Below are 22834 nucleotides of genomic sequence, written 5' to 3'. Positions count from 1 at the left end.
ACGCGGTGTCGTAATAAACTAAATGGACATTAAAAAGGCTGTCGAGACTTTCTCGACAGCCTGGGGGAGGAGACGCACAACGTCTCCTCCCTTTTGGTGCGTTGATTCATGCTATTCCTCATGCTCCTCGACGCCCACGGACAACGTGTTCGAGAACGAGGTGCCGCTCAGTTCTTTATCCGGCAGGAAGAATCGGAAGGTTGCTTCCGCGCGATTGAGCAAGGCGCCGCCTTCCGGCTCGCTGACGGCAGTGAGCGAGAATGAGATTGCAGCCGAAGCGTTCGGACCAAGCGGCGGTATGCCGATTCCTGTGATGAGCAGCGAATCTGGCAGCGTATGACCGTTGAGCTTAACGGAACCGGCGACGACTGCACTATGATTAGGCAGGGGATCACGGAAAACAATACCCGACGCCGGTACGTTCATTGGATTGCGGATGGTGACCGAATAGTTAATGCTGCCGCCCACCGTCACGACGGATACGTTCGCCTGCTTGCGCAGCTGCAAGCCGTATACAGTATAGCAGGACCTATCCGTCACGGTGCCGATCTCGGGGGCGGTGACGACGGCTTCATTGCAGAATGTCGTGCCGGGCTCTTCCGTAACGAACTTATTGAAGAAGGATGATACGATGACGCCAGGCGATAGCGACTGGACTTCGATTCGTTGGTTTAGAGCGGTATCCGTGAAGAGGATGTTCGTAATCGGAACGTTGCCCGTGTTTTCTCCTATGACGGTGTAAATGGCGGTATCGCCTTTTAAAATCTCTGGTTTATTGACGGTTTTTCGCAGGGTTGCCGCTGCTAAGGGGAGGACGACGAAGGACGCGGCAGACTCTTGCAGTTGAATCGTACTTGAAGCGGCTTGCAGCGTGGCTGTAATGACGGTGCCCGGTGCTGTATGGGGAGGCACCGTGAAGTCGCCATTAAGCGTGAGCGTTGCGCCGGGATCGAGCATTCGCAGCAAGGATGCATACTGAAAGAACGGGGAACGCAGAATTAAGTTTCTGACCGTTACAGCCGAGGTATTCGTAACCGTACCCGTGAAGGTGACGGTTTCCCCAGGCAGGACAGCCGGGAGATTGACGGTCGCGGCTACCGCAATGATGGGCGTCATGGGCGGTATCGGTGTCGGCGATGCAATGACGACAGCCGAAACGAACGCACTGACAGGCTCAACGCCATCTGCCCGAGCGGATACCGTATTCGTTATGATCGTTCCTGCCGGCGTGTCAGGCGGGACGATGAACGCGGAAGTAAACACCTGCGATGGACCGACTGGAAGTGTGGGGACAATCGTTTGGAAGCCGGTCAGCGGATCGGACAGCTGTACATTGCTAAGGCTGACGTTTCCGTTGTTCAGCGCCTGCAAGGTATAGTTGATCGTACCCCCTGGAACGACGAATTCATTATCCAAATCTTTGGTCACAAACAGCGAGAGCAGCGCTTCGACCATTACCGTCGCGCTCGATGTTAATGTTCCGAACGAACCGGACAGTGTGGCAGTATTTACAATTGTCGTCCCGGCCGTTGTTTCGGAAGGAATGGTATACGGGGCTTCAAAAACAACGGTAGTGTTTGGCGTAATGAACGGAATCGTACGAGTGAAGTTCAACAGCTGATCGCTTAGAACGAGCGATATAAGAGCGGTTTCGGAATTATTTTGAATCGTATAGGAATATTGGATCGTTGTCCCAGGTAAAGCGGAAGATGTATTGGCGCTCTTGCGGAAGCTGGCCATCGGCGGCGAAGAGATCGTAACGGCGGCGCTGCTGTCCAGAAAGCCTGGACTCGGCAGGTTATCAGCCGTCAGTCTGGCTGTATTCGTAATGACAGAGCCTGATGCAGAGCTGGCGGGAATGGTGAATGTCTGCTGCGTAATCATGCCGCTGAAGAATGACGCGACCGTAAAGTCTAAGCCGATGGTTGGATCCACAAGATGAACGTTCGTCAGTTCGGTATTGCCCATATTGTTAAGCGTGAACGTATAGATGATCTGATCGCCCGGCATCGCCGTCGTCTGGCTGGCGTTCTTGGTGAACCGCACGTTAATCGGCAGGGCGGCTATGACAATGGTTGCTGTCGCTGAGACGGTTGGCGCTTCATTGCTCGTAACGGTGACGGTATTGCTGTACTGCGTGCCTGCAAGCCCGTCGCGTACCTCCCTCTCCAGCGTAAAGGGAAAGCTCTCCCCCGGATTAAGCATAGGCACGGTGTTCGTGATGCCGAGCGAATCGTCTGTAATAATGATGTTATTAATAGGAACAGAAGAAGTATTCGTGACCGTGATCGAATACGTGATCGGCGTCCCTGGCACACCGGTGAAGGATGCGGCGCCGTTGACGAGCTTGGTCACCGTCAGCGCTGCGCCGCCGCATGCGGCAACTTCAGGCAAGCAGCCGTTGAAGAGAACGAGCGTCGTCGTAACAGATCCGGATGTGCCGTCGTAAGAGCCGGTTATTAGTTGACCGTTGATTTGACAGAAACCGTTGCCCACCATATTCGCGAACGGCGCCAGCACGGAACCGGTGTATACGCCATTGCCGTTGCGAAGCGTGGTCGCTTCGGGGAAGTTCCACAGAATCGTCGCCCCGACGCTTGGATCGGGAGGAGAAGCGCCGTTCACATTCATTTGATAGTTACCGAAGCCTACATTCGTTCCAAGTACATTAATGAGAACGGTCGATCCGGCAGGGAAGTTGAGCAGAATCTGCGAGGCGCCTTCAAGCGACAGGCCCGTTCCGTCTACATCATTCCCGTTGAACGTAATGACGTTCAAAGTTGGATCTGATCCTGTGATCTGCAGATTCCCGAATACATTCGCAGCAGTGCCATTAGGCGCAAGCGTACCCCAGCCCGTCGACAAGCATTGCAAATAAGCTTGTGAAGACGTGAAATCAATCGGCGTATCCACGATTGGCTGAGGCGTTACGCCGTTGTTATTGATCATCGTGTAGGTAATGACAGTGGAGGTCGGACTGATGACCGTGTTGCCGTTGTTGAAACCGCGCGTAATATCAACGCTGCCGCCGATGATGAGATCGGCGCGAGTAGTCGATACAGGGAGAGCGTTACTAATGACTTGGTCCGTTAAGGTAACGTTTCCTCCTGCCGCCACTCTTCCGCTGAGCGTAGTGAATTGGTTATTATAATTGCCGAATAGGAAAATGCTGATGTCGCTTGCTGAGCCTAATGATGCACAGGCCATGCTGCCACCTCCGGACGTCTAGATTCTTCCTATAGAAAGTTATGCATACGTATTGAAATCATGTATCGCGACAACTGTCCGATTTGGCAACCCAGATGCGCCATTATGCACAGAGGGACGATGATGGACGAGTTCGTAGGGTGTAGTTACAATAAGGAAGTAAAGAAGAGGAGGCAGGATTATGGATGTTATGACAGCTATTCGTGCGAGACGCAGTATCGGCAAGGTGAAGGCGGATTCGGTCGATCGTGCCTTAATTGAACAAATCATTGAAGCGGCGACATGGGCGCCTAATCATCATTTGACGGAACCATGGAAATTCATCGTTATGACCGGCGAGGGCCGGAAGGTGCTGGGCGATGCCTATGCCTATGCCGCCATTTCGCAAGAGGGATTGAGCGGTCTGGAAGAAGCGGCGCTGGAGGAGCGACTGGACAAGGAGCGGGCGAAGGCGTACCGGTCGCCCGTCGTCATTGCGGCTGTATGTTCGCCTTCGGATAACCCGCGTGCCGTGCAAGCGGAGGAGCTGGCTGCCGCGCATGCAGCGGTACAGAATTTGCTGCTCGCCGCGCATGCGCTCGGCCTCGGTGCCGTCTGGCGCAGCGGCGATCCGATGTATCATCCGCTTATGCACCAAGCCTTCGGCCTTGACGAACGAGAGTCATTGGTCGGCTTGATCTATATCGGATATTCCGATATGAAAGAGCTGCAAGGGCGCAGACAACCTGCGGCAGAGAAGACGGTGTGGCTGGAAGGCTAGCGGCATGCGATCGTTGATCGAATAAAGCGTCATTCGCTGTGCTTGTCGAATGGGCTGGGTGCCTGATGCCTGAGCCGTTCGGCAGGCACAGCGTTTTTATTGTGATCGAATGCTATAGCCATCGTATTACACGAGCTTCTTGACCGTGAAGTTAGCCCGCAGCAGCTCCCAGTTTTGCCGGAACGGCACGCCAAGCACCCAGTAGCTGACGCCGCGAAGCTTGAGCGATTTGACCAGATTAAACTTCGCTTGCACGCTGCGCGCGTCCTCGAACCAGACCTCATGCTGAACGCCGTTGTTATCGTAATATCGATAGAAAGGGGATTGGCTAGGTCCATCGAATCGAATCTCGGCTCCGTACTGTGCCGCACGCCGAATCGCTTCGGGATTATTCAGCGTTGGCGCCCATTCATTGCCTTGCGCATAGGGAAGCGTCCAATCATAGCCGTACAGCGGCATCCCGATCATAATTTTGCTTGCGGGCATGACCGATAATGCATAGCGCACGACTTTCTCCACCTCATCGATCGGAGCGACCGCTCTTGGCGGGCCGCCTGACCAGCCCCACTCGTACGTCATCAGAATGACGAAATCGGCAATGCTTCCGTGTGCGGGATAATCATGCGCCTCGTAGAGACGGCCCTTCTGTTCGGCGCTAGTCTTCGGCGCAAGGCAGGTGGACAGCAAGTAGCCGCTTGGTTCAAGCCGTTCTTTCAACCGTCTTAAGAAAGTGTTGTACGCTTCACGGTCGGCTGGCGGAACATACTCGAAGTCGATGTTGAGGGCTTTGTAGCCTTTCTGCCGCATCGTATCCATCGTCGTGTTCAGAACCTTGGACTGAATGGACGGGTTCGTTAATACGGCATGTGCGATGTCCGAGTCGAACGTGCCGTCTTTGAAGTTCGAGAGCACCATCATCGGCAGGATGTGCTGGTTAACGCTCGCTTCGATTAAAGCATCATCATCGGGACCGGACAGCGAGCCGTCGATAGCGACGCGATAGCTGAACGGGCTGAGATAGGTTAGCAGACTGCCGATTTCCGTCACCTCGCGTACTCCGGCCTCATTGAATTGCTCCGTGTAAGCGTTGACCTCAATCGTTGGTTTGGCGGGAACGGGAATGCGCAGCCGCTGCCCCGGGTAAATGTAGAACGGATATGTAATGCCATTGAGCTGCGCCAATGCTTCCGGCGTTGAACCGTAAATATGAGCGATGGACCATAGGCTCTCGCCCTGCTTCACGACATGCTGATCGGCGGAGATCGGAATGAGCAGCGATTGGCCAGGAACGAGAATGCCGCTCTCTTGAATGCCGTTAGCAGATGCGATGGCACTTGTACTTGTATTGTACTGCTGTGCCAGCCTCCACAATGTATCGCCTCGTTGGACCACATGAATGAACATCGAACATCCCTCCTTCTAGTAAGCCCGAACACTGCACTGCTATTACTCTATTCCTTGCTCGTCATATTCTGTACTACAAAAAGAGACCGTCTCATCATGGTTTACGCCACTCGAATATCCCTGTTTACAATAAAGACCCCGAATCCGCTGTGAAGCGGATTCGGGGTCCTTAGACTAGAAGTAATCTGGCCGTGGGGGGAAGCGGGTGTCGTTTATTCCTCGTCTTCATCCAATAGGATGATATCGAGTACGGTCGTCTGCCCGTCAACGATCGTCGGCATCCTTACAGCCGTTTGCTTGCCTGGGAACGAGAACTCGGCGTTCGCGATGCCGGCGGCAAGGTTCGAGAGTCCGTATTGTCCTGAATGGTTGCTGATGATTTGACGAATAAGCCGCTGTTGATCTGTAACAACGGCTGCCAATGCCATATTGAGCGGCTGACCGGATGCATCCCGAATCGTGCCGCGCAATGTACCGAATTCACTGCTCAAGAGAGCGACTGGCGGCGTGAGCGGCGGCGACAAGGCAGGCGGCGGATCGGACGGAAGAACGAACGAGACGGCGGCAGAACCATGCTGCGGAGAGGAGATCGTAACGGTATAGTCTCCAGGCGGCAGCGGATTCGTTCGATAGATCCCGTCTTTATCGGTGATGCTCGTTTGAAGAACCGTATTGTTGTTGCCATGATCAAGCACCTGCACGACGGCTCCCTGGATAGGAGAGTTGTCTGTGTTGTTGTTCGTGTTTCCTGTAACGGGCTTCGCCGCGCCGCCGAGCTGCAGGTCCGATGTTTGCGTCTGACCTGGCCGATCCGGCAGAAAGGCTGTACCGGTGCCTGCAGCTGGATTGGAAGCTACGATTGTATGCTCACCCGTTGGAATGCTTGGAATGATATATTGTCCGTTCTTATCGGTTATGCCATTGCCGCCGACGACTCCATTATGATCGATAATGGTAATTGCGCTGTTCGGCAGCGGCGGGCCGATTGGGCCTGCAGGCGGCGTTGGACCGGATGGTGCACCGAACGTTACTGTACCGCCAACCCCCGTATTCGATTGGCGCAGTGCGATCGTAATGATGGTCGTTTCTCCTCGGTTAACGAGCGCTGAAGTCTGTTCGGTTATGAATCCGTCCAGCGTGACCGTTATCGCATAGTTGGTTGCGGCGACTTCGCCAAGATCGAACAGCCCGTTATTATCGGTCAAGATCGAGAGAAGCGGCGGGCCGAAATTGTTGAACTGCAGCAGCTGCACCGTTGCGCCGACGACCGGCGTCCCGCTTTCTGCGCGCGTGACGCTGCCCCTCAGCCGTCCGGGCAGCGGCTGCATGGCGAAGCTGTAACGTGTCGTCTCGCCAGCTGTAATTATGAATCCGCCGAACTGAGAGGCATAGCTCCTCGCGTTCGCTACCGCCGTATAGATGCCAGGGGCTAGCGGCAGGAAGGTGTATTGACCGCCATTGCCGGTTTGTACAGTACCGATGACAGCGTCGCTGATCCGAATCTCGGCACCTGCAATGTTGGCGCCGTTCGAGGCGTCGCTGACGAAGCCGAGAACAGCACCGGGCAGCGGTGTCAGCGCGAGGTCGGTCGAAGCCGTTTGACCGCTTCGCGTGACAACGGCGGCTGTCGCGCTGCCGAAGCCTGATGCAATAGCAGTCACCACGAAATTGCCTGCCGGTGCGCCGCTGACCGTAAAGCTGCCGCTGTTGTCTGTGAACGCCGTATCAACCGGCAAACCCTGGATGCTCGTAATATTGACGAGCGCACCGCTGATTGGCGCCAGAGTAGCGCCGTTGCGTACAGTTCCGGTTATCGCCGAGGTTTGAAGAGTCAGCATAAGCGGGACGTTCGATACGCCTCCAGCTAGAACCGATATGCCGATCGTCTGCGTCTCGAAGGTAGGCGCAGAGGCGGTCAGAATATATTCGCCAGCCTGAACGCCTATAATGCTGAATGTTCCGTTCGACGAGACGAAGGCAGTCTCGATAAGCGTCCCGTCCTGTGTATACAGCTTGATCTTCGTATCGTTAGAGCCGATCGGGCTGCCTAGCGTGTCTGTGACAACCCCATTAATGGTCCCGAACAGCGGATTCAGCGAAACGTTCGCGATGGTGAAGCCGTTGCTCGTCACAAGCGCCCCTACCGTGTTCGTTCCGTAGTTGTTAGCCTTCGCAATGACGGTGTAAGAGCCAGGCGCAAGGCCTGTGAATTGATAGTTGCCGAACGGTGTTGACGCAACAGCGGAAACAGCTAAACCGGATGCTTCGTCCGCACGGATCTCGATATTGGCGCCGGGAATGACGAGGCCGCTCACACTGTCTGTGATTTGGCCGCTAACGGTTCCGGGGTCTGCCTGTAGCACGAAGTTGAACTGCGTCACATCTTGCCCCGGATTAATCGTCAGCCCTTTCACTTGGTTGCTGAAATTCGGAGCGGACGCGATGACCGTCTTCGTACCGACCGGAATCCCCTCGACGACATAACTGCCATCACCCTGAGCAGGACTGCTGCCTCGAATCGATTCATTGCTGTTCAATACTTTCACAACGGCTGTCGGAATTGGATTGCCTGCCGTATCGACGACGGCACCGGCTATCGAGCCTGGATTCGGGGTCAAATTAATCGTTACTTGCGTCGTCTGGTTCGAAGTCACGGTTGCTCCTGCAACCTGAGAGGTAAAGCCATCTGCAATAGCGGTGAGATAATAAGCGCCAACCGCTTCGCCAAGGAAACCGAAGCTGCCTTGTGGATCCGTAATCGCAGTGGAGATTAGTATGTTATTGCTGTTGAACAGTTGGACGAGCGCGCCGCCGATGGCTGGAGCGACCTTGCCAAGTATGATGCCGGGCTCTGGCTGCAGACGGAAATCAATCGGCGTGGTCGAGTTCGACATTACGATGGCGCCCAAAGTTCCGCTCTGATAATGAAGGGCTCGGACGGCGACCGTGTAGCTTCCAGGCGGCAGACTGTCAAAACGGAATGTGCTAACGTCGTCCGCAATGATAGAAGCGATCTGGAAGTTGTTAATGTCCGTCACGCTGACAAGAACGCCGAAGATTGGCTGTCCCGTACGCGCATCGACTACGGATCCTTGGATGCTGCCTGGGTCCGGAAGGAGCACAAGCGTTATCGGCGTTACTTCATCCGAACGTACGGTTACCGTTGCTGATGCCGTCTGGAAGTCTGGAGCAGAGGACAGGAGCGTATAGTTGCCTGGCGCTAAGCTGCTCGTCTGGAAATGTCCATTCGGATCTGAGAAAATCGTTGCGATCGTCACGCCATTCCCTGTCGATGTCTTGATAAGAACGGCTGCTCCTGCGACAGGGATTCCATTATTGTCGACAACGGTGCCGCTTAGCGTACCTGGGTTCGATTGGAGGACGAAGTTCGCGACGGCACGCTGTTCAGATGCGACAGTAACGCTCTGGAACGTGCTCTGGAATGTGTTCGCTGCAACTGTAATCAGGTATGGCGCAGGGAACAGATTTTCGATCAAATAGCTGCCGTCCGTCTGGGACACGTACCTTGTCGTTATTAAACCGCCGCCGCTCACGTTGAGACTGATCGTAAGGATGGCCCCTGCGATCGGATTGCCGCTGCTGTCCGTAACGGTTCCGCTTACCGACCCTGGATTCGGCGTCAGTACGAAGTTCTCGATTGTCGTCTCGCCAGGATTAACGACTGCACTGAACGACAGACCGCCGAAACCTTCGGCCCGGACGGATACGTAGTAGCTGCCAGGCGTGAGGTTGCCGATATCGTATGTCCCGTCCTCGCGTGTCGCAACACGCACGACGATAATGTTGTTGGAGAAAATACGGACGATCGCATCGGCGATCGGGTTGCCGCTCGTATCCGTAACGGTACCCGATATAGCGCCTGCAAGCTGCTGCAAGGCAACATTCAATGTAGTGACGGCACCTGCATTGATCAATGCGCCAATGGTTCTGCCGGCATAGCCTTCATCCATAATGACGACGGAATAGGAGCCTGGCTGCAGAGACGGAATCGTGTAGCTGCCGTCAGCGGCTGTTGAAGTCGTCTGAAGCGTGATTCCTTCGGATGTGAAGACGCGAATGCTTGCGCCGGCGAGAGGCGCGCCTGTTGCGCTGTCGGTAATGGTGCCGGTGAGCGTGCCTGCCACAGGAGACAGTGCTGCGTTAATCGTCCTTGTCTGGCCGGCTGTGATGGAGAAGCCGATAACTTGCGTAACGAACGTATCGGCAGATACGCGAAGCCGATCATTCGATGCAGGGGCAAGGGAAGAGAGCGTGTAGCTGCCGTCTGCGGCTGTGATGGCAGTCGACAGAATGCTGTTGCGGTTATCAAGCGCTTCAACCAGTGCGCCGGCGAGCGGCGCTCCTGTTTGTGCGTTCGTGATAATGCCGGTGACCGTCCCTGGATTCGGTGAGAGAACGGCATTGATCGTCCGTGTTTCGCCCACAACAAGAGTGATAGGGAAGTCTTTGGCCTGAAAGCCGTCAGCGGCGATGCTTACCCGGTAATAACCAGGTGTAAGGTTGTTAATGAGGTAATTGCCATCCAACCCCCCGTTCACCTGAATGACGCGTACTCCGATCGCATTCGTAACCGTTATCGTTGAATTTGCTATAGGAGCCCCTGTTCCGGCTGCCGTGACACTGCCTTGGATAGTAGCGGGGGTCGGTATAAGTGTGACGTTAACGGTTTGGACGGTGCCGACCGTAACGGTTGCAGAAGCGGTTGCGGTTAGATAAGTTGGCAGGCTGTAAGATAGCGAATAACTGCCGGGTATAAGGGACGGGAAGCTGTACACGCCGCCAGTGCCGGACGTTGTTTGTCCTGCTGCGATATTAGTTGCTGTGTTGGTGGCTGTTACGACTGCTCCAACTAACGGAAGTCCAGTTGCCTTATCAAGAATCGTCCCCGTGATGCCTCCTAGCGCTGTTACGTTGACGGTCGCAGAAGTAGGAGGGGCTGAGATGGAAGCGCCTGTGAAGCTGTCGATTCCGCTTGCCGACTTCGTATCGACCGTTCGAGTGCCCGACGTCGTGAATAAGCCGACGGCTTGATAATTAAGCGTCGCACTGGCGCCAACGGCCAGATTGCCAACGTTCCAGGTGAGCACCCTTGTAATGGCATTGAAGGCGGTCGTACCTAGCGTTTGGGATGTAACGGTGAAGGTAACTAATTTATCGAATAAGTAAGATGCCTGAACGAAAATCGTTGAAGCTGCGCTTCTGCCTGTATTGGTTACGGTAATGGTTCCTGTGAACGTTGTTGATTCGCCCGCAATAACAACCGGAGACGGTGTCGTAATGGTCTGTGTTACCGCGATCTTCGCTCTTACGTCGCCGCCTGCGATCGTTACAGGATCGCAGAATAGCGTGCTGAGCGTTTGTCCCGTGCCGATAAAGTCTTTGTTGAAATTGTTGTTGTTCGTTGCGGTGAAGAACAAGAATCGAGTAGAGGAACTGTCTGTAATGCCGAGCAGTTGGAATAAGCGAGCGGCGGGGACGAAAAAGTCGATGAAGAAGTTGGTAAGGTTGCCGAGTTTCGAACCATCTTCTGTCGCCTGAGCGCGAGCGATGTCGAAATTACAGATCGTTTCGGCGTAATTAGGAGCCCCTTTGCCATCGATTCCTTCAGCTTGATCTGTGAATACGTTCGGAATTTTGACCGTATTGGCAATCAGCTGCACCTCGTTGTCCAGCCCGTTAACGACAAGTTCCCATTCGTAAGTGGAAGGGTTGTTATCGGTGTCGAATAGGACGCCCCAAGCAAAGTTTTTGAAGTTGCTTTTATCTCTAGGGTCTGCATTTAGTCGCAATCGGAAGTAAACATTTGTGCCGTCATACGCATAATAAGCAGCAGGAAACTGCGCGTCTCCGACAATGTCCGTCTCATCTGGCGACACGTCGCGGACGGGGTCCGTGACAATGATGTTGCCTTGCCTTAGCGGCACGTATTGCGAATTACTTGGGAATGGCATGGAAACCTCCGTTGTATAGGAATGATGACCTTCGCTAGTACATAGATAGTCGCCCCTTCAGACGATTATTCATGTATATGTAGGAGACCTCACACGGGTAGCATATTTGTCAAAATAGGTGAAAACCCGGCAAAAGTTGCGCTGTAAAAATTGAACTGTTCAAAAATGTGCTAAAAGCGAACTATCCAATAATAAAAACGTTCGAATGTTCGTCTTTTGTCGTTGACAACCTTGGGCATGATTGTTACACTATAGAAGGCGCGCGGAATGTCGATTTCGCGCATAGTAAATCGGTTCGTATATACTCGGGAATAAGGCTCGAGCGTATCTACCCGGAAACCTTAAATTACCGGACTACGAGCGGATAGCAGGATGATAAGAGCTGCTTCTAGATGGAAGCAGCTTTCGACTGTCATTATGGCGGGGTTATGATGGCCCAAGCCCGATGTTTAGATCGATCTCCTGCAGCCGCTCTTAAGTCCTGAAGCCTACCTAATATTGGATTAGCGCTTTCGGGATTTTTTTGTTTCCGTATAACAATTTAGTTTGGATGACATTTTCATATAAAAAGGTGGTTATGATTCATGTCCGCAGTAGTTGGCGTCATCATGGGCAGCAAGTCGGATTGGGATACGATGAAATTGGCTTGCGACGTGCTTGAAGAGCTTGGCATCGAATACGAGAAGAAGGTTGTGTCTGCACACCGTACGCCTGATCTGATGTTCGAATACGCTGAGAGCGCCGTAGAGCGCGGCTTGAAGGTCATTATTGCGGGTGCGGGCGGCGCTGCTCATTTGCCGGGCATGGTTGCTGCGAAGACCTCGCTGCCTGTTATCGGGGTGCCCGTCAAGTCGTCGAACTTGAGCGGGCTGGATTCGCTTCTGTCGATCGTACAGATGCCGGGTGGCATTCCAGTCGCAACGGTAGCGATCGGCAACGCGGGCGGAACGAACGCTGGCCTGCTTGCCGCTCAGATGCTGGGTGCATTCGATCCGGCGCTTCAGGCACGCGTTGAAGCGCGCCGCGAGCGGATTAAGCAAGAGGTGCTGGCAAGCAGCGAAACACTGTAACAGCAGGACGGATAGAAAGATGAAACAAGGGGGCGCGAACAAGGTGTCTGAACGTACAACACCGCTGCTGCCAGGCAGCACGGTCGGTATTCTAGGCGGCGGCCAGCTCGGCCGCATGATGGCACTCGCCGGCAGCGCGATGGGCTATCGTTTTATCGCGCTTGACCCAACGGAAGACGCGCCTTGCGGTCAAGTAGCGGATCAGATTGTTGCGGCTTATAATGACCGCGAAGCAGCACGAGAGCTGGCGCGCCGCTCAGACGTTATTACGTACGAGTTCGAGAACGTCGACGCAGGTGTCGCAGCGATGCTGATGGACGAGTCATACGTACCGCAAGGCAGCGAGCTGCTGTACACGACGCAGCATCGTCTTCGCGAGAAGCGGGCGATCGAGGCATCCGGCGTGCGAGTAGCGCCATATCGCGAGATTCGCAGCGCAGAGGAACTTCGCGAGGCGGTTGCCGCATTCGGGACGCCATGCGTACTGAAGACCGCAACCGGCGGTTATGACGGCAAAGGCCAGTGGGTCATTAAGAGCGAGAGCGAGATCGAAGAGGCATACGAGACGTTGTCGAAGGCTCGAACGGAACTTGTGCTCGAACAATTCATTAAGTTCGACAAAGAGTTGTCTGTCATTGCTGCAAGGAGCACGACCGGCGAGATAAAGACGTTCCCGGCGGCAGAGAATATTCATGTCGAGAACATTTTGCACCTATCGATCGTCCCGGCACGTATTCCTGAAGAGGTGCAGCGCGAAGCGGAGCAGCTTGCCGCTCGCATCGCGGAAGGACTTGGCGCGTCTGGCTTGATCGCAGTCGAGTTGTTCTGGTCGGAGCAAGACGGCCTATATGTCAACGAGCTGGCTCCAAGACCTCATAATAGCGGACACTATACGATGGAGGCTTGCCGGACGTCGCAGTTCGAGCAGCATGTGCGTGCGATCTGCGGATTGCCGCTTGGCGATACGTCGCTGTTGACGCCAGTCGTCATGGTCAACGTGCTCGGACAGCATGTTGAGCCGCTTCTTGAGCGGATGGCGAAGCCTGACGAAGCGGCAGCGCTTTATGGCGTCGCGCCGAAGGTTCATCTGTATGGCAAGAAGGATGCTGTTCACAAACGCAAGATGGGGCATGTCAACGTCCTGGCCGAGAATACGGACAAGGCGCTGCAATATATAGAAGAAACACTAATTTGGAAGGTGTGAAGGTAAGATGTTGGAGCGTTACAGCAGACCAGAGATGAGAGCGATTTGGACCGAGGAGAATAAATTCAAGGCTTGGCTCGAAGTTGAGCTTTGCGCATGCGAAGCTTGGGTAGAGCTCGGCGTTATTCCACGCGAAGACGTAGAAGCGCTTCGCGCTAACGCATCGTTCAGCATTGACCGCATTAACGAAATCGAGCTTGAAACGCGCCATGACGTTATCGCATTCACGCGTGCCGTATCCGAGACGGTCGGCCCTGAGCGCAAATGGGTTCACTACGGCCTGACGTCGACGGACGTTGTTGATACAGCGAACGGTTACCTGCTTCGCCAAGCGAACGAAATTCTTCGCGCTGACATCGAGCGCTTCGTCGAAATTCTTCGCGGACAAGCAGTGAAATACAAAGACACGCCGATGATGGGCCGCACGCACGGCGTACACGCCGAGCCAACGACGTTTGGTCTGAAGCTTGCCCTCTGGTATGAAGAGATGAAACGGAACCTGGAGCGCTTCAACCGTGCAGCAGACGGCGTTCAATTCGGTAAAATTTCCGGTGCGGTCGGCACGTACGCGAACATCGATCCATTCGTAGAAGAGTTCGTTTGTAAGAAACTCGGCACGAAGCCGGCGCCAATCTCGACGCAAACGCTCCAACGCGACCGCCACGCGGAATACATGGCGACGCTCGCGCTCGTAGCTACGTCGCTCGACAAGTTCGCAACGGAAATCCGCGCGCTGCAGAAGAGCGAGTTCCGTGAAGTGGAAGAGCCATTCGCGAAAGGTCAGAAAGGTTCGTCCGCAATGCCGCACAAACGCAACCCGATCGGCTGCGAGAACATCTCCGGCCTGGCACGCGTTATCCGCGGCCACATGGTATCGGCATACGAGAACGTTCCGCTCTGGCACGAGCGCGACATCAGCCACTCGTCGGTTGAACGCATCATCCTGCCGGATGCAACGATGCTGCTGAACTATATGCTGAACCGCCTGGGCAACATCATCGCGAACCTGACGGTGTTCCCGGAGAACATGAAGCGCAACATGATGTCGACGTACGGCGTGCCGTTCTCCGGCCGCATCATGACAAAGCTGATCGACAAAGGCTTCAGCCGCGAGCAAGCGTACGACACGGTTCAACCGCGCGCGATGCAAGCATGGGAGACGCAGCGTCAGTTCCGCGACATCATCGCAGAAACGCCTGAGATCACGAGCCAACTGTCGGCTGAAGAGATCGAAGATGCATTCAACCCGCAATGGCACCTGAAGCACGTCAGCACGATCTTCACGCGTTTGGGTCTGAACTAAGCGCGAAGCGTGCACGCTCTTGAATTCGCGAAGCGCAGCGCATCCCGCAGGGATGACTCGCTAGCGCGAAGCCATCTAGGTACGCACTAGCCAAGAGCGTGTCCCGCAAGGGACGACAAGCGGCTTGCAGCACGGAGCAGCAAGGGCGCGTCGAGTAATGAAGCACACGTGTTACCGGATCTAGATACGCAAGTATGAGAGCGGGTCCCGCCAGGGACGGAAAGCGTGGACACGCTCCACCGTAGCAAGACAAGCCCATTCCGGAGTCCAGAGGATGGAATCCTTTGGGGCCCTCCCTTGCAGGGAGGGTTTGGGTGGGTAGAAAAAACTAGGGAGATGAGTCTCGAGTGGCATCCCAAGCAATCTCGACGGCAGTTGATTATGTAAAAGCTCCGCTTGTGTACAAAGGCAAAGTACGCGAACTGTACGATCTCGGCGAACATTTCTTGATCGTCGTAACGGACCGCATCAGTGCGTTCGACTACGTGCTGGACCCAGCAGTGCCGGACAAAGGCAATGTGCTGAACAGCCTGTCGGCATTCTGGTTCGAGCAAACGGCAGAGATGCAGCCGAACCATGTAGTCCACACGGATGTTAACAAGCTTGGCGACGTGATTACCGAGCCTGAGCTCCTTCGCAACCGTATTATGGTGACGAAGAAAGCGGAGCGCATCGATATCGAGTGCGTCGTACGCGGCTATATCACTGGCGGCGGTTGGAGACAATACCAGCAGACGCAAGCGATCAATGGCATCGAACTGCCAGCTGGGCTTCGCAAGAACGAACGTTTCCAACAGCCGATTTTCACTCCGGCAGCTAAGAACGACGTTGGCCACGACGAGGACATTCCGTTCGAGCGCATGGAAGAGCTTGTAGGCAAGGACATCGCAGCAGAGCTTCGCGACCGCAGCATCAAGCTATATGAGTTCGCTCACAGCTATTGTGCAGAGCGCGGCATCGTGCTCGCCGACTGCAAATTCGAATTTGGCCTTATCGATGGCAAAGTCATTCTGATCGACGAGATCTTCACACCGGATTCCTCGCGCTTCTGGGCGACGGACAAGTATGAGCTCGACACGGAGATCGACAGCATGGATAAAGAGCCAGTACGGACTTATCTGCTGAATTCCGATTGGGATAAGAACAGCAAGCCAGATCCGCTGCCAGCATCGGTCGTTGAAGAGACGACGAACCGTTACCGCGATATTTATCGTCGTTTGACGGGCACGGAATTGCGTTAATACAGGAGCATGAACGGCAGCAGCAGCTTGTCTGCCGATACGATAGATCAAATACCTATTATTCCCTTTAGGAGGAATTCCCCAATGAAAGCAAAGGTTTACGTGACGATCAAAGAAAACGTATTGGACCCGCAAGGAACAGCGGTTCAAGGCGCACTCCATACAATGGGCTTCGCAGAAGTAGGCAGCGTACGCATCGGCAAATACCTTGAGCTTGAACTGGACACGAACGATAAAGCAGAAGCGGTAGCACGCGTGAAGGCAATGTGCGAGAAGCTGCTGGCTAACGTTGTTGTTGAAGACTATCGTGTTGAACTGGAGGGCTAAGACGTGAAATTTGCGGTACTCGTATTTCCAGGCTCCAACTGCGACATCGACTGCTACAAAGCAGTAGAAGATACAATCGGCCAGAAAGTCGACTTCGTATGGCACACAGCGACGGACCTGTCCGGCTATGACGCAATTCTCGTACCAGGCGGCTTCTCCTACGGCGACTACCTGCGCTGCGGCGCAATCGCTCGCTTCGCTCCTGTTATGAACGAAGTTATCAAAGCTGCCGAGCAAGGCAAATTCGTACTCGGCATTTGCAACGGATTCCAGATTCTGACGGAAGCTGGTCTGCTGCCAGGCGTACTGCGCCGCAACGAGAACCTCAAGTTCCGCTGTCACAGCGCATTGCTCGAGGTTGTGAACAACAACACAGCATTCACGAACCAATACAACGAAGGCGAGATCATCGACATTCCGATCGCGCACGGCGAAGGCAACTACTACTGCGACGACGAGACGCTGGCGAAGCTCCAATCGAACAACCAGATCGTATTCCGTTACAAAGCGGGCGCTAACCCGAACGGCTCGATCGATGACATCGCAGGCATTAGCAACGAACGCGGCAACGTAGTCGGCATGATGCCGCACCCTGAGCGCGCGATCGCTGAGATTCTTGGTTCTGCAGACGGCAAACGGATGTTCACGTCGATTTTGAATGCATGGAGGGAACAACATGGCGCAGCAGTTAACGGCTAAGGAGCCAACAGCACAACAGATCGTTGATCAGAAGATTTATCAGCAATTCGGTGTGAGCGACTATGAATTCGAGCTTATCTGCGGATTCTTGGGCCGCCTGCCTAACTATACGGAAATCGGCGTATTCAGCGTTATGTGGTCGGAACACTGCGCGTACAAGAACTCCAAGCCGATTCTGAAGAAGTTCCCGATCACGGGCCCGAAAGTTCTGATGGGTCCGGGCGAAGGCGCCGGCATCGTGGACATCGGCGACAACCAAGCGGTTGTTTTCAAAATCGAATCGCATAACCACCCGTCGGCAGTTGAGCCTTACCAAGGCGCAGCAACGGGCGTGGGCGGCATTATCCGCGACATTTTCTCCATGGGTGCTCGTCCGATCGCGTCGCTTAACAGCCTCCGTTTCGGTCGTCTCGAGAATGATCGCGTTAAATATTTGTTCGAGAACGTCGTTAGCGGCATCGCTGGCTATGGCAACTGTATCGGTATCCCGACGGTTGGCGGCGAAGTTATGTTCGACGAAAGCTACGAAGGCAACCCGCTCGTTAACGCAATGTGCGTAGGTCTTATCGATCACGATAAAATCCAACGCGGTGTAGCGAAGGGCGTAGGCAACCCGGTATTCTACGTTGGTCCGGCAACGGGCCGCGACGGTATCCACGGTGCAACGTTCGCATCCGTCGAGCTGTCGGAAGAATCCGAAGAGAAGAAAACAGCCGTACAAGTCGGCGACCCGTTCATGGAGAAGCTCGTTATGGAAGCGACGCTCGAGCTGATCAACTCCGGTATCGTTCTCGGTATCCAGGACATGGGCGCGGCTGGTCTGACGTGCTCCAGCTCCGAGATGGCATCGAAGGCAGGCAACGGCCTTGAGCTGTACCTAGACAACGTGCCGCAACGCGAGAAGGACATGACGCCTTACGAAATGATGCTCTCCGAGTCGCAAGAACGCATGCTGTTCGTTGTTACGCCGGAGAACGAAGCGCAAGCAATGGAGATTTTCGAGCGTTGGGGCGTTATCTGTGCCAAAGTCGGCAAAGTAACGGACGACGGCCGTCTCCGCCTGTTCCACAAAGGCGAGCAAGTAGCCGACATGCCTGTTAAAGCACTCGTTGATGAGTGCCCGGTGTACAACAAACCGTCGCAAGAGCCTGCTTACTATGCGGCGAACGCGAAGATCGATACGACGGCTTACCCAGAAGTAACGGATCTGACGGGCGCGCTGAAGCAAGTGCTCGGATCGCCGACGGTAGCAAGCAAAGAGTGGGTCTACAACCAATACGACTACATGGTTCGCACGAGCACGGCTGTTCAGCCAGGTTCGGACGCAGCAGTCGTAACGATTCGCGGCACGCGCAAAGCGCTCGCGATGACGACGGACTGCAACGGTCGTTATGTATACCTCGATCCGGAAGTAGGCGGACGTATCGCAGTAGCAGAAGCATCCCGCAACATCGTTTGCTCCGGTGCTGAGCCGCTTGCCGTTACGGACAACCTGAACTTCGGTTCCCCTGAGAAGCCTGAAGTGTTCTGGCAGATCGAGAAAGCGGCAGACGGCATGAGCGAAGCTTGCGTAACGCTCGAAACGCCGGTTATCGGCGGTAACGTCTCCCTGTACAATGAGAATGCAAAAGGCGCGATCTACCCAACGCCGGTTATCGGCATGGTTGGTCTCGTGCACGACATTGATCATATTACGACGCAATCGTTCAAATCCGAAGGCGACGTTATCGTCCTCCTCGGCGAGACGAAAGCAGAGATGGGCGGCTCCGAGCTGCAATACGTCCTGCAAGGCAAAACGGAAGGCCGTCCGCCGCAAATCGACCTCGCAGTCGAGAAGCGCACGCAGAACGCGGTGCTCGAAGCAATCCGCGCTGGTCTCGTCGCTTCGGCGCATGACCTGTCCGAAGGCGGACTGGCTGTAGCAGTAGCAGAATCTTGCTTCGGCACGGGCCTCGGCGCTAGCGTTAACGTAGCAACGGAGCTTCGCGCTGACCATGCACTGTTCAGCGAATCGCAATCGCGTATTCTTCTCACGGCTAAGGCTGACAAAGCAGCTGAGCTTCAAGCGCTTCTTAACGAGCGCGGCGTAGTGAACGCAGCAATCGGTACGGTAACGGCAGCAGCAACGCTGAACATTCAAGTGAACGGCAACCAAGGCGTTAACGCGCCGGTTGAACAACTGGAGAAGGTCTGGAAGGAAGCGATCCCATGTCTCATGAAGTGAAGCAGCTAACGCTGTGGACCGGAGACCATTATAACGAAGGCATCGGACGAGACGATATTTTTGACAAATTGCGTGAGGAGTGCGGCGTATTCGGGGTATTCAATTGCCCGAACGCCTCCTCTCTTTCCTACTACGGGCTGCATGCACTGCAGCACCGTGGCGAGGAGAGCTCGGGCATTTGTACGGTTGAGAGCGACAACCCGCGCAACTTCAATTACCACCGCGGCATGGGTCTTGTGAAAGAAGTGTTCACGCAGGATGTGCTGGGCACGTTGACGGGCGACCGCTCGATCGGACATGTTCGCTACTCGACTTCGGGCGAGAGCCGACTGGCCAATGCGCAGCCGCTGATCTTCAAATACCGTGACGGCGACCTTGCAATCGCAACGAACGGCAACCTCGTGAACGCACCGGAGATCCGTCAAGAGCTCGAGCGCAAAGGATCGATCTTCCAGACGTCGAGCGACACGGAAGTTATCGCTCACTTGATCGCACGTTCGGACAAGGATTTCGTTGAGGCAGCTCGCGACGCGCTTGCTCGCGTTGTCGGCGGTTTCGCATTCCTCATCATGACGAACGACAAACTGATTGTCGCATCGGATACGAACGGCTTGCGTCCGCTTGCGATGGCGAAGCTTGGCGACGGTTATGTTTTCTCTTCGGAAACATGCGCATTCGAGGTTGTCGGCGCTGAATTCGTTCGCGACATTATGCCTGGCGAGATGCTCGTGCTTGATCGTGACGGCATGCGCGAAGAACGTTTCGCGAAGGCTGAGCGCAAAGCGGTATGCGCGATGGAATACATTTATTTTGCTCGCCCGGACAGCGATATTCATGGTGCGAACCTGCATATGACGCGTAAGAAAATGGGTCAGCGCCTCGCGCTTGAATCGTTCGTTGACGCGGATATCGTAACCGGCGTACCGGATTCGTCGATCTCGGCGGCTATCGGTTATGCCGAGCAGACGGGTATTCCTTACGAGCTTGGACTTATTAAGAATAAATATACGGGCCGGACGTTCATCCAGCCTTCTCAAGAGCTTCGCGAGAAGGGCGTTAAGATGAAGCTGTCTGCCGTTCGCAAGATTGTTGAAGGCAAACGCGTCGTTATGATCGATGACTCGATCGTGCGCGGCACAACGTCGCTTCGCATCGTCAACCTGCTTCGCGAAGCTGGCGCGACGGAAGTGCATGTGCGCATTACTTCGCCTCCTTTTGCAAACCCTTGCTATTATGGCATCGATACGCCTGACCGCAAGGAGCTCATCGCATCGTCGAAGACGGTCGAAGAGATTCGCAAGGCGATCAACGCGGATTCGCTTTATTTCTTAAGCAGCGATGGCTTGGTGGACACGGTTGGCATCGGCGAGGATATGGATAACAGCGGCCTGTGCATGGCTTGCTTCAACAACCACTACCCGACACCGGTTGACGAGTCGTCGGACAAGAGCTGCAGCTGTTAATAAAACCCGACTAGCGGGTATACGATCGAACGATAAGGAGTGACTGTTGGTGTCATCTGAAGCTTATAAACAAGCCGGCGTCGATATCGCGGCAGGCAATGAAGCAGTCGAACGGATGAAGAAGCATGTGAAACGGACGTTCCGCCCGGAAGTGCTGACGGATCTCGGCGGCTTCGGCGGCCTGTTCGGACTGAACAAGGATAAATACGAGGAGCCTGTTCTCGTATCCGGTACTGACGGCGTCGGTACGAAGCTGAAAATCGCATTTGCGATGGACAAGCATGACACGATCGGTATCGATGCGGTCGCTATGTGCGTGAACGACATTATCGTGCAAGGTGCAGAGCCGCTCTTCTTCCTCGACTACCTCGCATGCGGCAAGGTAGAGCCGGAGAAGATCGAAGCAATCGTCAAAGGCATCGCAGACGGCTGTCAACAAGCTGGCTGCGCGCTGATCGGCGGCGAGACGGCAGAGATGCCGGGCATGTACCAAGGCGAAGAATATGATATCGCCGGTTTCACGGTTGGTATCGTAGACAAGAAGAAAATTATCGACGGCACGACGATCGCTCCTGGCGATGCGGTTATCGGCGTAGCATCGAGCGGCATTCACAGCAACGGCTACTCGCTCGTTCGCCGTCTGCTGCTTGAGCAAAGCGGCTTCGGCCTTCAGGACGCGCTTCCTGAGCTGGACGGCGCTAAGCTGGGCGACGTACTGATCGAACCAACGAAGATTTATGTCAAATCCGCACTGGCGCTTGCTGAGCAAGTAACGGTTAAGGGTATGGCGCACATTACGGGCGGCGGCTTCATCGAGAACATCCCGCGCGTACTGCCGGAAGGCGTGAACGTGAACGTTGAATACGGCTCGTGGCCGATTCAACCGATCTTCAAGCTGATGCAAGACAAAGGCTCCATTACGAACCGCGACATGTTCACGACGTTCAACATGGGCGTTGGCCTCGTTGTCGTTGTACCTGCTGACCAAGCGGACAAAGCACTGAGCGTACTGGCTGACCTGGGCGAGAAAGCTTACCGGATCGGCGACGTTACAGCGGGCAACCGCATCGTGACGTTCACGGGGGCAGAAGTCTAATGAGCAAATTGCGTGTTGCTGTATTTGCATCCGGCCAGGGCACGAACTTTCAAGCGCTGGTCGATGCGGTACGGGATCAAAAGCTCGATGTAACCATCGAGCTTTTGGTTTGCGACAGGCCTTCGGCGGCTGTCATTGAACGGGCACGTCTTGCTGGCGTGGAAACGTTCGTATTCAAGCCGAAGGATTACCCGTCCCGCGAGGCTTACGAGTCGGAAATCGTTGCGGAGCTCGAGCGCCGCGGCGTTGAACTCATTGTATTGGCTGGTTACATGCGCATTGTGACTTCCGTGCTGGTCGAGCCTTTCTATGGCCGTATGATCAACATCCATCCGTCGCTGCTGCCGGCATTCCCGGGCGTGAACGGCATTGGCCAAGCTTACGAGTATGGCGTGAAGCTGACAGGCGTTACCGTTCACTATGTGGATGGCGGTCTGGACAGCGGACCAATCATCGCGCAGCGGACTGTCGAGGTGTGCCAGGACGATACGGAATCGTCCCTGGGCGAGCGAATCCACGCTGTGGAGCAGGCACTGCTCCCATGGGTCGTGGCGCAAATCGCCGCCGGCCGCGTCGCGCTCGACGGACGCCGCGTGACGATTGGGTAGAAATGAAGCGCGTTAGCGTTTAGTGCGCTGCGCGGGCTGAAATTAGGTGCAGAATTGCACCTAATTGGCGCGTGGGCGCTGCGTGCGGCTGAATAAGGTGCAGAAATGCACCTTATTGGCGGTGAACGCCACGGTGAGCCGAGATAAGGTGCAGAAATGCACCATATTGGCACTGATCGCCACGGCGAGGCGAGATAAGGTGCAGAAATACACCATATTGGCGGTGGACGCCACGGTGAGCCGGGATAAGGTGCAG

General features: G+C 54.9%; 15 protein-coding genes and 1 riboswitch. Of the genes, 11 read left to right on the top strand and 4 right to left on the bottom strand.

What is annotated here, in order from left to right; all coding sequences use genetic code 11:
* Nucleotides 1–111 precede the first annotated feature (111 nt).
* Entirely contained in the window at nucleotides 112–3207 is a 3096-nt protein-coding gene (locus SBI19_RS28195; protein WP_317972861.1) for a choice-of-anchor A family protein, read from the bottom strand.
* Nucleotides 3208–3388: 181 nt separating this feature from the next.
* Between SBI19_RS28195 and SBI19_RS28190 the strand changes: the two genes are divergently transcribed.
* Nucleotides 3389–3967, top strand: coding sequence for a nitroreductase family protein (locus tag SBI19_RS28190; protein ID WP_317972860.1), 579 nt, complete (start codon nucleotides 3389–3391; stop codon nucleotides 3965–3967).
* A 126-nt stretch (nucleotides 3968–4093) separates the two neighbouring features.
* On the opposite strand, the gene SBI19_RS28185 is transcribed toward SBI19_RS28190, so the two are convergent.
* Complete coding sequence (locus tag SBI19_RS28185; protein WP_317972859.1) at nucleotides 4094–5371, bottom strand: glycoside hydrolase family 18 protein; 1278 nt, start codon at nucleotides 5369–5371, stop codon at nucleotides 4094–4096.
* Nucleotides 5372–5583: 212 nt separating this feature from the next.
* Entirely contained in the window at nucleotides 5584–11343 is a 5760-nt protein-coding gene (locus SBI19_RS28180) for a carboxypeptidase regulatory-like domain-containing protein (RefSeq protein ID WP_317972858.1), read from the bottom strand.
* A 275-nt stretch (nucleotides 11344–11618) separates the two neighbouring features.
* A riboswitch (purine riboswitch) is annotated at nucleotides 11619–11720 on the top strand.
* Between the two features lie 207 nt (nucleotides 11721–11927).
* Here SBI19_RS28180 and purE point away from each other — a divergent pair.
* From purE to purN, 10 genes are all read left to right on the top strand, one after another.
* Nucleotides 11928–12413 carry a 5-(carboxyamino)imidazole ribonucleotide mutase gene (gene purE, locus SBI19_RS28175; RefSeq protein ID WP_110046560.1) on the top strand — a complete coding sequence of 162 codons (486 nt, stop codon included), beginning with the start codon at nucleotides 11928–11930 and terminating at the stop codon, nucleotides 12411–12413.
* The gene (purK, locus tag SBI19_RS28170) at nucleotides 12325–13617 is read left to right on the top strand and encodes a 5-(carboxyamino)imidazole ribonucleotide synthase (RefSeq protein ID WP_317972857.1); all 1293 of its coding nucleotides are present in this window, start codon (nucleotides 12325–12327) and stop codon (nucleotides 13615–13617) included. Before purE ends, purK begins: the two co-directional genes overlap by 89 nt.
* A 7-nt stretch (nucleotides 13618–13624) precedes the next feature.
* Complete coding sequence (purB, locus tag SBI19_RS28165) at nucleotides 13625–14920, top strand: adenylosuccinate lyase (RefSeq protein ID WP_317972856.1); 1296 nt, start codon at nucleotides 13625–13627, stop codon at nucleotides 14918–14920.
* A 347-nt stretch (nucleotides 14921–15267) separates the two neighbouring features.
* Entirely contained in the window at nucleotides 15268–16161 is an 894-nt protein-coding gene (locus SBI19_RS28160; RefSeq protein ID WP_317972855.1) for a phosphoribosylaminoimidazolesuccinocarboxamide synthase, read from the top strand.
* 84 nt (nucleotides 16162–16245) lie between these two features.
* The gene (gene purS / locus SBI19_RS28155) at nucleotides 16246–16488 is read left to right on the top strand and encodes a phosphoribosylformylglycinamidine synthase subunit PurS (RefSeq protein ID WP_317972854.1); all 243 of its coding nucleotides are present in this window, start codon (nucleotides 16246–16248) and stop codon (nucleotides 16486–16488) included.
* Between the two features lie 3 nt (nucleotides 16489–16491).
* The gene (gene purQ, locus SBI19_RS28150; protein WP_317972853.1) at nucleotides 16492–17187 is read left to right on the top strand and encodes a phosphoribosylformylglycinamidine synthase subunit PurQ; all 696 of its coding nucleotides are present in this window, start codon (nucleotides 16492–16494) and stop codon (nucleotides 17185–17187) included.
* Nucleotides 17165–19411 (top strand): phosphoribosylformylglycinamidine synthase subunit PurL, encoded by a 2247-nt coding sequence (purL, locus tag SBI19_RS28145; protein WP_317972852.1) that lies wholly within the window; start codon nucleotides 17165–17167, stop codon nucleotides 19409–19411. Before purQ ends, purL begins: the two co-directional genes overlap by 23 nt.
* Nucleotides 19396–20874 carry an amidophosphoribosyltransferase gene (purF, locus tag SBI19_RS28140; RefSeq protein WP_317972851.1) on the top strand — a complete coding sequence of 493 codons (1479 nt, stop codon included), beginning with the start codon at nucleotides 19396–19398 and terminating at the stop codon, nucleotides 20872–20874. The genes purL and purF overlap by 16 nt, the downstream gene beginning before the upstream one ends.
* A 49-nt stretch (nucleotides 20875–20923) precedes the next feature.
* The gene (gene purM / locus SBI19_RS28135; protein ID WP_317972850.1) at nucleotides 20924–21970 is read left to right on the top strand and encodes a phosphoribosylformylglycinamidine cyclo-ligase; all 1047 of its coding nucleotides are present in this window, start codon (nucleotides 20924–20926) and stop codon (nucleotides 21968–21970) included.
* On the top strand, nucleotides 21970–22578 hold the full coding sequence (gene purN / locus SBI19_RS28130) for a phosphoribosylglycinamide formyltransferase (protein ID WP_317972849.1): 609 nt from the start codon (nucleotides 21970–21972) through the stop codon (nucleotides 22576–22578). The genes purM and purN overlap by 1 nt, the downstream gene beginning before the upstream one ends.
* A 60-nt stretch (nucleotides 22579–22638) precedes the next feature.
* On the opposite strand, the gene SBI19_RS28125 is transcribed toward purN, so the two are convergent.
* On the bottom strand, nucleotides 22639–22834 hold a 196-nt coding region (locus SBI19_RS28125), incomplete at its 5' end, for a hypothetical protein (protein ID WP_317972848.1).

Origin of the sequence: Paenibacillus sp. CCS19 (assembly GCF_033239625.1) — a bacterium.
Classification (GTDB): domain Bacteria; phylum Bacillota; class Bacilli; order Paenibacillales; family Paenibacillaceae; genus Paenibacillus_T.
The sequence above is the reverse complement of the archived record's forward strand: the minus strand, read 5'-3'. Positions and strand labels throughout refer to the sequence as shown.